We start from the raw sequence: 11,447 nt of genomic DNA, 5'->3' as shown, positions 1-11,447 counted from the left end.
GTGGCTAGGCTGCGGGGTGTTCCGGAGGAGGTGGCCGTGTCCGCAGCACCCGAGTACCGCGCCTGGCTGGAGGTCGCCGCGGCGGAGGCCCGGCAGGGCCTGGCCGAGGGCGGCATCCCGATCGGCGCGGCCCTGATCGGCGCCGACGGCCGGGTGCTCGGCCGCGGGCGCAACCGCCGGGTGCAGGACGACGATCCGTCGGTGCACGGCGAGACGGCGGCGTTCCGCGCGGCGGGGCGCCAGCGCGACTACTCGGCAACCACGATGGTCACCACGCTCTCGCCGTGCTGGTACTGCAGCGGGCTGGTCCGCCAGTTCGGCATCGGGCGGCTGGTCATCGGCGAGGCCCGCACCTTCCACGGCGGCCACGACTGGCTCGCCGAGCACGGGGTCGAGGTCGTGCTGCTCGACGACGACGCCTGCGCGGAGCTGATGGCCGGGTTCGTCGCCGAGCACCCCGGGCTCTGGTACGAGGACATCGGGGAGGCGCGATGAGCGAGCCGACGCCGGTCGAGGTCACCCGCACCGGGGACCACCGGTTCACCGCCACCAACGGGCGCGGCGGGCGGGTGGAGATCGGGCCCGACGGCGCGCCGGACACCTTCACCCCCGGTGAGCTGCTGCTCGCCGCGATCGCCGGCTGTTCCGCGCTGACCGGGGAGAACCTGCTGGTGCGGCGGCTCGGTGAGGACGCCGCGATCACCTTCACCGCCGACCGCGACAAGCCCCCGGACGACCCGCACCGGTTCGCCGAGGTGACCGTGCGGGCGGAGTTCGACGGCGTGCTCGACGAGCGGCTGCTCGCCGCGGTGGAACGGGCGATCGAGCGCTATTGCACGGTGAGCCGCTCGGTGGCGGAGGGCACGCCGATCCGCCTCGAACTCCCGCGCTGACCCCGCGGCGCGCCGCGCCGTACAGTGCTCCCGGCGTGTCGGCGCTCCGGCGCGCGGGACGGGAGGACGACAGTGGAGCAGGAGACCACGCAGCCGACCGGGTTGCGCCGCGACCTCAGCGGCAGGCAGGTCGGCATGATCGCGATCGGCGGCGCGATCGGCACCGGGCTGTTCCTCGGGTCCGGGCTGGCCATCTCGATCGCCGGACCGGCGGTGATCATCGCCTACGCGGTGGCCGCCTTCGCCGCGCTCGCCCTGGCCTACGCGCTCGCCGAGATGGTGGCGGTGCGCCCGGAGCCCGGTGGTTTCGGCGCCCTCATCCAGCGCTACCTGGGCCGGTTGCCCGGTTTCGTCTCGCGCTGGATCTACTGGGCCGCGCAGGTGGTCAACATCGGCAGCGAGGTCATCGCGGCCGGGCTCTACGTGCAGTTCTGGTACCCGCAGCTCCCGCTGTGGTTGCCGGTGGTCGCCTTCTCGGTGCTGATGCTGGCGGTGAACCTGGCGGCGGTGCGGTTCTTCGGCGAGTTCGAGTACTGGTTCGCCATGATCAAGGTCGTCACCATCGTGGTGTTCGTGGTGCTCGGCGTGGTCTACATCGTCTTCGGGCTGCCCGGCCAGGAACCCGCGGGACTGGCGCCGCTGACCGAGCACGACGGCTTCCTGCCCAACGGGATCGGCGCGGTGTGGCTGGCGCTGACCGTGGTGACCTTCTCCTACCTGGGCACCGAGGCGGTTTCGATGACCGCGGCCGAGTCGCGCGACCCGGCCCGCGACGTGCCGCGCGCGGCCCGCTCGATGGTGCTGCGGCTCGGCCTGTTCTACGTGCTCGGGATGCTCGTCGTGGTCTCCATCGTGCCGTGGCACCAGGTGTCGACCTCGGAGTCGGTGACCGAGAGCCCCTTCGTCACGATGTTCGGCATGGTGGGCATCCCGGCCGCCGCCGGGATCATGAACTTCGTGGTGCTCACCGCGGCGCTGTCGGCGATGAACACCAACCTCTACCTCACCGCGCGGATGACGCACTCGCTGGCCGCGGACGGCTACGCCCCGAAGTGGTTCGCCGCCGTCAGCGGCAACGGGGTGCCGCGCCGCGCGCTGCTGCTCTCGGCGGCCGGGCTGGTGCTGGCCGCCTCGCTGTCGGTGTTCGCCGCGGACTCGGCGTTCCCGCTGCTGCTCGGGCTGGCGCTGTTCGGCGCGCTGGTGGTGTGGATCCTGATCTTCGCCAGCCACCTGGTGTTCCGCAGGCGGCGGGTCGCCGAGGGGCTGCCGCCGTCGCCGGTGCGGCTGCGCGGGGCGCCGGTCACCACCGTCCTGGCGCTGCTGTTCGTCGCGGCGGTGCTGCTGACCACGCCGTTCACCGCGCAGTTCAGCATCGCCTGGCAGGCCGGAGTGCCGTTCGTGCTGCTGCTGGTGCTGGCCTACTACCTGGTGGAACGCCGCCGGCGGGTGCACTGAGGCGCCGGCAGCGGCGGCGCGGGACCGGTGCGCGGGTGCGGCCGGGGGCGGGATCTACACTCCCGCATGTGTCGAACCAGCCGATGATCGCGCCTTCTATCCTCTCCGCCGACTTCGCCCGCCTCGCCGACGAGATGACCGCCGTCGGCGGCGGTCCGGGCCGCGGTGCCGACTGGCTGCACGTGGACGTGATGGACGCCCACTTCGTGCCGAACCTGACGCTGGGCCTGCCGGTGGTGGAGTCGCTGCTCAAGGCGACCGAGATCCCGGTGGACTGCCACCTGATGATCGAGGACCCGGACCGCTGGGCGACCGGCTACGCCGAGGCGGGGGCGCACAACGTCACGGTGCACGTCGAGGCGGCGCAGGACCCGATCGCCCTCGCCAAGGATCTGCGCGCGGCGGGCGCCAAGGCGGGGCTGTCGATCAAGCCCGGCACGCCGCTGGAGTCCTACCTGGACGTGCTCAAGCACTACGACACGCTGCTGGTGATGTCGGTGGAGCCCGGTTTCGGCGGGCAGAAGTTCATCACCGAGGTGCTGGACAAGGTCCGCAAGGCCCGCGACCTGGTCGACACCGGCCACCTGAACCTGCTGGTGGAGATCGACGGCGGCATCAACGCCGACACCATCGAGCAGGCCGCCGAAGCCGGGGTGGACTGCTTCGTGGCCGGTTCGGCGATCTACGGCGCCGACGACCCGGCCGCGGCGCTGGAGGCGCTGCGGGACAAGGCGGCGCCGGGCTTCGCCCACGCCCGGCAGTGACCCGGTGAGCACCGAGGCCGAGCGGCGCGCGATGCGGATCGCCGTCGAGGCGGCGGAGGGGGTGCGCGGCAGCACCAGCCCCAACCCGCCGGTGGGCTGCGTCGTGCTGGACGCCGCCGGTGCCGTCGCCGGGGTGGGCGCCACCCGGCCGCCGGGCGGTCCGCACGCCGAGGTGGTGGCGCTGGGCGAGGCCGGGAGCCGGGCCGCGGGCGGCACCGCGGTGGTGACCCTGGAGCCGTGCGCGCACACCGGGCGCACCCCGCCGTGCACCGACGCGCTGCGCGCCGCCGGGATCGCCCGCGTCCGGTACGCGGTGGCCGACCCCGGGGCGGCGGCGGGCGGCGGTGGTGCGCTGCTGCGCGCCGCCGGGCTCGACGTCGCGGGCGGGCTGCTCGCCGGGGAGGTCGCGGCCGGGCCGCTGCGCGCCTGGCTGCACCGCCAGCGCACCGGTCGCCCGCACGTCACCTGGAAGTACGCGGCAAGCCTCGACGGCCGCGCCGCGGCGGCCGACGGCAGCAGCCGGTGGATCTCCGGACCGGAGTCCCGCGCCGAGGTGCACCGCATCCGGGCCGCCGCCGACGCCGTCATCGCCGGGACGGGTACCGTGCTCGCCGACGATCCCCGGCTCACCGCGCGCGGCCCGGACGGCGAGGCGCTGCCCCGGCAACCGCTGCGGGTGGTCGTCGGCGACCGGCCGGTGCCCGCCGGGGCGCGGGTGCTCGACGACGCGGCGCCGACGCTGCTGCTGCCCGGCGGCGATCCGGCGGCGGTGCTGGCCGCGCTCGCCGAGCGCGACGTGGTGGACGTGCTCCTGGAGGGCGGCCCCCGGCTGGCCGGGGCGTTCGTCGCGGCCGGGTGCGTGGACCGGGTGCTGGCCTACGTCGCCCCGGTGCTGCTCGGGGCCGGCCCGGCGGCGCTGGGGCCCGCGGGCGTGGCGAGCATCTCCGGGGCGTGGCGCTGGGACGTGGAAGGGATCACGATGAGCGGGCCGGACGTGCGGATCAGCGCCGTTCCCGGGCCCGACGACGCCCGCCCGGCGCGGTAGCCCCGAGCGGGGTGGCAGAACGGCCGCGGTGCGCGGCAGCAGGGAGGCAAGGTGTTCACCGGGATCGTCGAGGAACTCGGGACCGTCGTCGCGGTCGAACCGCTGGACGACGGCGCGCGGCTGACCGTGTCCGGGCCGCTGGTGACCAGCGACGCCCGGCACGGTGATTCGATCGCGGTCAACGGGGTGTGCCTGACCGTGGTGCGCAGCGGCGACGGCGAGTTCACCGTCGACGTGGTCGCCGAGACGCTGCGCCGCTCCGCGCTGCGCTCCCTGGCCGAGGGCGACCGGGTCAACCTGGAGCGGGCGATGGCGCTGGGCGACCGGCTCGGCGGCCACATCGTGCAGGGCCACGTGGACGGCACCGCCGTGCTGCGCGGCGAGCGGGACGGGCTGACCCGGTTCGAGCTGCCCGAGGAGCTCTCCCGCTACCTGGTGGAGAAGGGCTCGATCACCGTCGACGGGGTGTCGCTGACCGTGGTCGACGCGGGGCAGCGGGAGTTCACCGTGGCGCTCATCCCGACCACCGCGGAGCTCACCACGCTGGGCCGCCGCGCTCCGGGTGACGAGGTCAACATCGAGGTGGACGTGCTGGCCAAGCACCTGGAACGGCTCGCCGGGCCGCACCTGGCCGCCCGCGGCCGTGGTGCCCAGGCACTTCCGGGGGACAATGGCGGCGTCAGGGAGGCGCGGTGAGCCCGGACCAGGTGAACCCCGAGCGCAAGGGTGCGAGCACGGTGAGCAACAGGTTCGACGACATCGAACGGGCACTGGCCGACATCGAGGCCGGACGTGCGGTGGTCGTCGTCGACGACGAGGACCGCGAGAACGAAGGCGATCTGATCTTCGCCGCGGAGAAGGCCACCCCCGAGCTGGTGGCGTTCATGGTGCGCTACACCTCGGGCTACCTCTGCGTCGGCATGACCGGCGCGGACTGCGACCGGCTCGACCTGCCGCCGATGTACCACCGCAACCAGGACCGCAAGGGCACCGCCTACACGGTGACGGTGGACGCCGCCGAGGGCGTGAGCACCGGCATCTCGGCCGCCGACCGGGCCGCGACCCTCCAGGTGCTCGCCGACCCGGACGCCACCCCGGCCGACCTCACCCGCCCCGGCCACGTGGTGCCGCTGCGGGCTCGGGAAGGCGGGGTGCTGCGCCGCCCGGGGCACACCGAGGCCGCCGTGGACCTGGCCCGGCTCGCGGGCCTGAGCCCGGCCGGGGCGCTGTGCGAGGTCGTCAGCCAGAAGTCGCCGGGGGACATGGCCCGCCGCGACGAGCTGGAGGTTTTCGCCGAGGAGCACGAGCTGGCGCTGATCACCATCGCCGACCTGATCGCCTACCGGCGGCGCTTCGAGCAGCAGGTGGAGCGGGTCGCCGAGGCGCGGATCCCCACCGTGCACGGCACCTTCCGCACCTTCGGCTACGACAGCACGCTGGACGGCATCGAACACCTGGCGCTGGTCTACGGCGACATCGGCGACGGCGAGGACATCCTGGTCCGGGTGCACTCCGAGTGCCTGACCGGGGACGTGCTCGGCTCGCTGCGCTGCGATTGCGGTCCGCAGCTCGACGCGGCGCTGGCCAAGATCGCCGAGGTGGGCCGCGGCGTGGTGCTCTACATGCGCGGGCACGAGGGCCGGGGCATCGGCCTGCTGCACAAGTTGCAGGCCTACCAGCTCCAGGACGCCGGGGCGGACACGGTGGACGCCAACACCGCGCTCGGGATGCCGGTGGACGGTCGGGACTACGGCCAGGGCGCGCAGATCCTCTGCGACCTCGGCGTGCGGTCGATGCGGCTGCTGACCAACAACCCGGCCAAGCGGGTCGGGCTGGAGGGTTACGGCTTGCGCATCGTGGGCCGGGTGCCGCTGCCGATCCGGCCCAACCCGGAGAACATCCACTACCTGCGCACCAAGCGGGACCGGATGGGACATCTGCTGGACGGACTCGACGACGGCGAGGATTCCTCGCTCAGCGGGGGGATGACTGCGTCATGAGCACCGAAGGACGGCCGCGCACCGAGGTCCCGGCGGCGGCCGGGCTCACCCTGGGCATCGCGGCGATCCGCTGGCACGACCGGCTGGTCGGCCGGATGCTCGACCGCGCCGTGGTCGCCGCCCGGGAGGCGGGGTCGGTGAGCCCGCCGTGGTCCGGGTGCCCGGCTCGGTGGAACTCCCGGTGGTCTGCCAGCAGCTCGCCCGCCGGTACGATGCGGTGGTGGCGCTCGGCGTGGTCATCCGGGGTGGGACGCCGCACTTCGACTACGTCTGCGACTCGGTCACCCAGGGCCTCACGCGGGTCGCGCTGGACGAGTCGACCGCGGTCGGCAACGGCGTGCTGACCTGCGACACCCTCGAACAGGCCGAAGCGCGCGCCGGGTTCGAGGAGTCGATCGAGGACAAGGGGTTCGAGGCCACCGCCGCCGCGCTGGAGACGGCGCTGGTGCTGCGCGGGCTTCGCGGCGACGAGTAGAGGACGGCGATGGGTGCGCAGGCGGTGACGACGGTCGAGGTCCGGCCGCGCAAGGTGCGGCGGATCGCGATCCCGATCGCGGTGCTGCTCGTGGTGGTGTTCGCGGCGGTGGGGACGCTGCTGCGCAGCACCCCCACCGGCGTGGTGTTCCGGGTCTCCGACCAGATCGCGATGGGGCTGCTCGGGGTGCTGCTCGCGGCGGGCGTGCTGCTGCTGACCCGCCCCCGGCTGCGGGCCGATGCCGACGGCGTGGAGATCCGCAACATCATCGGCACCCACCGCTACTCGTGGGCGCTGGTGGAGGCGGTGAGCTTCCCCAACGGCGCGCCGTGGGCGCGGGTCGAGCTCCCCGAGGACGAGTACGTGCCGGTGATGGCGATCCAGGCTTCCGACGGCGAGCACGCCGTCGCCGCCATGCGCGCGCTGCGCGACCTGCGCCGCAGCCTCCCCGTCGACGGCTGAGGTCCCGATGCGCGACGACGTCTTCCCGGACCACGTGGCGGACCGGCTCGCCGCCCTGCCCGGCGTGCGGGCGGTGGCGCTGGGCGGCTCGCGCGCGCAGGGCACGCACCGCGCGGACAGCGACTGGGACTTCGCGCTGTACTACCGGGACCGCTTCGACCCCGACGACCTGCGCGCCCTCGGCTGGCCGGGCGAGGTGTCCGGGCTCGGCGACTGGGGCGGCGGGGTCTTCAACGGCGGCGCCTGGGTGACCATCGACGGCCGGAAGGTCGACGTGCACTACCGGGACCTCGACGTGGTGGAGCACCAGCTCGCCGAGGCCCGGCGGGGTCGCTTCGGCTGGGAGCCCCTGGCCTTCCACCTCGCGGGCATCCCCGGCTACCTGGTGGTCGCGGAGCTGGCCCTGAGCCGGGTGCTGCGCGGCGACCTGCCCGCCCCGGAGTACCCGCCCGCGCTGCGCGCCGCCGCGCCGCCGGTGTGGTGGGGGCAGGCCGAGCTCGGGCTGGCCTACGCCCGGGACAACCACGCCGCGGCGGGCCGGCTGGTCGAGACGGTGGGAGCGGCGTCCCAGGCGGCCTGCCAGGCGGCGCACGCGGTGCTCGCGGCGCGCGGCACCTGGGCGACCAATGACAAGCGCCTGCTGTCGGCCGCCGGGCTCCGGTGGGTCGACGCCGAAGTGGCGGCGTGGTCGGCCGCCCCGGAGGCCCTGGTCGCCGGGGTCGACCGCCTCCGCGACGCGCTCGCCGCCGCGGTCACCGCCGCCACCTGACCCACCACGCCCGTCACCCGGAAGTGAAGTGAGTGAGGGGCACCCTCGTCCGTGTTCGGTACATCAGGGACGGCTCCCGGAGCGAGAAGGCCGCTGAGGTTCCGCTACCCGCACCGCCACGCATGCCATTGGCGAAAGCGGTCCCAACTTGCGCAAGGGCACCCCTCACTCCGTCAATGCTGGTTGAAGCGAGTGAAGGGGTGCGGGAACTCCCCGGTCGCGCACCCCGGCGGGTGGGCGGCGGTGGGTGGGGGACAATGGGGCGGCGACCTCGACGTCGTCCGGGAGGGGTCGTCGGGAAGGGGTGGAGGAGATCGTGAGCGTGGCCCAGGAGCGCAACCTTCGGCTGGTGCGGGACGTGACCGACGGACCCGGCGTGCGGCTCGGCGACATCCGGTTGCGCAACCGCCTGGTGACCTCGTCGAGCCTGCTCGGCTACGGCGTGGCCAACGCCAAGCTGGTGCCCTACGGCATGAGCCCGATCTCCCGGTTCGTCCCGCTCGAACGCTTCGGCGCCGTGACCACCCGCACCGTGACCGTCGAGCCGCGCGAAGGGCACTTCACCACCCGCGACGTGTGGCCGCTGCGCGAGCTGCCCGCGCTGCTCCAGCGCTACGGGCAGGCGCTGCGGCAGGTCGACGGCGGCTGGCTGAACGCCTTCGGCTGGTGCAACGTCGGCATCGACGCCTACCTGCGCGACTACTACCCGCGCACCCGGGGTCAGAACACCATCATCTCGGTCGGCGGGTTCTCCGCCGAGGAGTTCGTGACGCTGGTCGACAAGATCAACGAGGCGGTGCCCGCCGGCGAGATCGCCGCGGTCGAGTTCAACGTCTCCTGCCACAACGTGAACTTCGACTTCAACGCGATCATCGAGGAGGTGCTGGCCGAGGCGGTGCCGCGCAGCGCGCACCCGGTGATCCTCAAGCTCTCCCCGGACTACGACTACCTGGGGCACGCCCGGCTGGCCGCCCGCCACGGGGTCTCGGCGCTGACCGCGATCAACACGGTGAAGGGCCTGCGGCTCGACCCGAACACCGGAACCCCGCTGCTGCGCAACGGTTTCGGCGGGTTGTCCGGGCGCGCGATCAAGCCGATCGGGCTGCGCGTGGTCAAGGAGCTGCGGGACGCGGGCGTGACGCTGCCGGTGATCGCCACCGGCGGCATCCGCTCGTTCGACGACTGCCGCGAGTACTTCTGGGCGGGGGCCGACGCGGTGAGCCTGGGCAGCGCGAGCTGGTTCGCCAGCTATCCGGGCTACGCGCTGTCGCCGCTGCACGCCGCGCGGATCCGGGCCCTGCTGCGCCGGCTCGAGCGGTACCAGCCGCCGTCCCGCTGACCCCCGCACGACTCCTCGCGCCGGCGCACGCCCCGCCGCGGTGACCGCACCTCGCGGGAGCGGAATCCCGCCTGCGCCCCCGAAAGATCCCATACGCTGGTGATCGGGGACACACCGGGAGACGAGCACGGGAGGTCGGGATGTCCGGATACGGGACGTTCGGGAGCAGTCTGCGCGACCTGCCCCGGCTGCGGAGGGCGCGGCGCGGTCGGGCGTCGAGCTGGGACCGGAGCGGGGGCAACACCGACAACCTGCGGATCGAGCCGGGCCAGACCAGGCTGCTCGCCGACCTCACCGGCCCCGGCGCCATCACCCACATCTGGTGCACCGTCGCGCTGGACCACGTGGGCCGCCCCGCCGAGCTGGAGGGCGACTACCTGCGCCGGCTCGTCCTGAAGATCACCTGGGACGACTCGCCGCACCCGAACGTGCTGGTGCCGCTGGGCGACTTCTTCGGCATGGGCCACGCCCGCACCGGCAACTTCGCCTCCGCCCCGCTGCAGATGAGCCCGCAGGACGGGAAGGGCTTCAACTGCTGGTTCGCCATGCCCTTCGCCGACCGTGCCCGGATCGAGCTGATCAGCGAGATGGGCGTCAAGCCGGTCACCTTCTACTACTACGTCGACTACGAGCAGTACCAGGACGCCGACCCGGAGCTGGGGTACTTCCACGCCCAGTGGCGCAGGCAGAACCCCACCGACGGCGTCGAGCAGGGCGACCAGACCAACGAGGAGTTCCTCTTCGGCGGGCACAACACCGACGGCGCGGGCAACTACGTGCTGCTGGAGGCCGAGGGGCGCGGCCACTACGTCGGGTCGGTGCTCAACGTGCACAACCTGCGGCACACCCACCAGTGGAACTGGTACGGCGAGGGCGACGACATGATCGTCATCGACGGCGAGCCCTGGCCGCCCCGCCTGCACGGCACGGGCACCGAGGACTACTTCAACACCGCCTGGTGCCCGACGCAGGTCTACCACGCGCCCTACCACGGCATCACGATGCCGGGCGGGCCGAACTGGAGCGGCCAGGTGTCCTACTACCGATTCCACGTCGAGGACCCCGTGGTCTTCGACCGGTCGATCAAGGTGACGCTGGAGCACGGGCACGCCAACAAGCGCTCCGACGACTTCTCCTCGGTCGCCTACTGGTACCAGGAGCTGCCGTCCCGGCCGTTCGGGCTGGCCCCGGTGGAGCAACGCCTCCCGCGACCGCTGTGAGCGGCGTCGGCGGGTCGCGGCCCAGGGGCAGACGGCCCAGGGTCAGACGGCGCAGGGTCAGACAGCGCAGCGCAGCGGCCCGCCGTGGTAGGTGACCGCGTCGGCCAGCGCGGCGGGCAGGTCGAGCGGCTCGCCCGCCGCGTCGGCCCGCACCCGGTGCAGGTTGAGCACCAGGCGTTCGGCGTCCGGCCAGTCCGCGAACTCGCCGAGGTCGGCGCGCCGGGCGGCCTCCAGCGGGGTGAGCCCCGCCGTCCGGGCGTGCTCCCCGGTGGCGAGCACGAAGTCGTAGTACCGGCGGTGCGCGTCCAGGACGGCGCGCACCCGCTCGCCCGGCACCACCGGGCCGTGCCCGGGGACCAGCACCCGCGCGCCGAACCCGGCCAGCCAGTCCAGCGAGCGCACCGCGCCCGCCACCGACCCCATGAGCAGCAGCGGCGTGACCTGGTGGAACACCAGGTCGCCGGTGAACAGCACCCCGTCGTCGGGCAGCCAGACCACCACGTCACCGGCCGTGTGCGCGGCGTGCCCGGGGTGGCGCAGCTCCACCCGCCGCGCGCCGACGTGCAGGTCGAGCCGGTCGTGCAGCACCACCTCGGGCGCCCGGTGCGCGGTGATGCCCCACTCCGGCACCGGGTCCCACACCGGCGGCGGGTCGGCCAGCAGGGTGTCGGCGAGGATGCCCTCCCTGGTGGCCCGGTGCCCGATCAGCGTCGCGTCGGCGGGCAGCAGGGCGTTGCCGTGGGTGTGGTCGCCGTGCAGGTGGGTGTTCACGGCCCAGCGCACGGGCGTGCCGCCGGAGGCGGCGTGGACGGCGTCGAGGAACGCGCGGGTGCGCCGCGCGGTGGCGCAGGTGTCGACGAGCAGCGCGCCGTCCTCGGCGAGCACCGCGCCCGCGTTGTTGATCCACCAGGAGCCGTCGGGCTGCACCCAGGCGTGCACCCCGGGGGCCACCTCGACCAGCGCACCGCCCGTTCGCGTCATGCTCGCGATCATGCCAGGTCCGCGCCCGCTCCGGACCCGGTGTC

12 protein-coding genes and 1 pseudogene are annotated in these 11,447 nt (G+C 73.9%); 12 read left to right on the top strand and 1 reads right to left on the bottom strand.

The window, feature by feature from the left end:
• Window positions 1-36: 36 nt before the first annotated feature.
• From ACQP0T_RS19475 to ACQP0T_RS19420, 12 genes and pseudogenes are all read left to right on the top strand, one after another.
• Window positions 37-495, top strand: coding sequence for a nucleoside deaminase (locus ACQP0T_RS19475; RefSeq protein WP_433869372.1), 459 nt, complete (start codon window positions 37-39; stop codon window positions 493-495).
• Complete coding sequence (locus ACQP0T_RS19470; protein ID WP_345362115.1) at window positions 492-893, top strand: OsmC family protein; 402 nt, start codon at window positions 492-494, stop codon at window positions 891-893. The genes ACQP0T_RS19475 and ACQP0T_RS19470 overlap by 4 nt, the downstream gene beginning before the upstream one ends.
• Before the next feature lie 72 nt (window positions 894-965).
• On the top strand, window positions 966-2,348 hold the full coding sequence (locus tag ACQP0T_RS19465; RefSeq protein ID WP_433869371.1) for an amino acid permease: 1,383 nt from the start codon (window positions 966-968) through the stop codon (window positions 2,346-2,348).
• 83 nt (window positions 2,349-2,431) lie between these two features.
• Window positions 2,432-3,112 carry a ribulose-phosphate 3-epimerase gene (rpe, locus tag ACQP0T_RS19460; protein ID WP_369774595.1) on the top strand — a complete coding sequence of 227 codons (681 nt, stop codon included), beginning with the start codon at window positions 2,432-2,434 and terminating at the stop codon, window positions 3,110-3,112.
• Window positions 3,113-3,143: 31 nt separating this feature from the next.
• A complete protein-coding gene (gene ribD / locus ACQP0T_RS19455; protein ID WP_433873779.1) occupies window positions 3,144-4,157 on the top strand; it encodes a bifunctional diaminohydroxyphosphoribosylaminopyrimidine deaminase/5-amino-6-(5-phosphoribosylamino)uracil reductase RibD in 1,014 nt (337 codons plus the stop codon).
• A 51-nt stretch (window positions 4,158-4,208) separates the two neighbouring features.
• The gene (locus ACQP0T_RS19450) at window positions 4,209-4,853 is read left to right on the top strand and encodes a riboflavin synthase (RefSeq protein ID WP_433869370.1); all 645 of its coding nucleotides are present in this window, start codon (window positions 4,209-4,211) and stop codon (window positions 4,851-4,853) included.
• Entirely contained in the window at window positions 4,850-6,157 is a 1,308-nt protein-coding gene (locus ACQP0T_RS19445) for a bifunctional 3,4-dihydroxy-2-butanone-4-phosphate synthase/GTP cyclohydrolase II (RefSeq protein WP_433869369.1), read from the top strand. The genes ACQP0T_RS19450 and ACQP0T_RS19445 overlap by 4 nt, the downstream gene beginning before the upstream one ends.
• Window positions 6,154-6,632: pseudogene (ribH, locus tag ACQP0T_RS19440) on the top strand (6,7-dimethyl-8-ribityllumazine synthase). Before ACQP0T_RS19445 ends, ribH begins: the two are co-directional and overlap by 4 nt.
• A gap of 9 nt (window positions 6,633-6,641) precedes the next feature.
• On the top strand, window positions 6,642-7,094 hold the full coding sequence (locus ACQP0T_RS19435) for a PH domain-containing protein (protein ID WP_433869368.1): 453 nt from the start codon (window positions 6,642-6,644) through the stop codon (window positions 7,092-7,094).
• Window positions 7,095-7,101: 7 nt separating this feature from the next.
• Window positions 7,102-7,863: a nucleotidyltransferase domain-containing protein gene (locus ACQP0T_RS19430; protein WP_433869367.1), complete on the top strand. Its 762-nt coding sequence runs from the start codon at window positions 7,102-7,104 to the stop codon at window positions 7,861-7,863.
• 316 nt (window positions 7,864-8,179) lie between these two features.
• Complete coding sequence (locus ACQP0T_RS19425; protein WP_433869366.1) at window positions 8,180-9,202, top strand: dihydroorotate dehydrogenase; 1,023 nt, start codon at window positions 8,180-8,182, stop codon at window positions 9,200-9,202.
• A 140-nt stretch (window positions 9,203-9,342) separates the two neighbouring features.
• Window positions 9,343-10,422 (top strand): glycoside hydrolase family 172 protein, encoded by a 1,080-nt coding sequence (locus ACQP0T_RS19420; protein ID WP_433869365.1) that lies wholly within the window; start codon window positions 9,343-9,345, stop codon window positions 10,420-10,422.
• Window positions 10,423-10,479: 57 nt separating this feature from the next.
• Here the strand turns inward: ACQP0T_RS19420 and ACQP0T_RS19415 are convergent, their stop codons facing one another.
• Window positions 10,480-11,403 (bottom strand): MBL fold metallo-hydrolase, encoded by a 924-nt coding sequence (locus ACQP0T_RS19415; protein WP_433869364.1) that lies wholly within the window; start codon window positions 11,401-11,403, stop codon window positions 10,480-10,482.
• Window positions 11,404-11,447 lie beyond the last annotated feature (44 nt).

It is taken from the genome of Saccharopolyspora sp. CA-218241, from assembly GCF_050954615.1.
Taxonomy (GTDB): domain Bacteria; phylum Actinomycetota; class Actinomycetes; order Mycobacteriales; family Pseudonocardiaceae; genus Saccharopolyspora; species Saccharopolyspora cebuensis.
The sequence above is the reverse complement of the archived record's forward strand: the minus strand, read 5'-3'. Positions and strand labels throughout refer to the sequence as shown.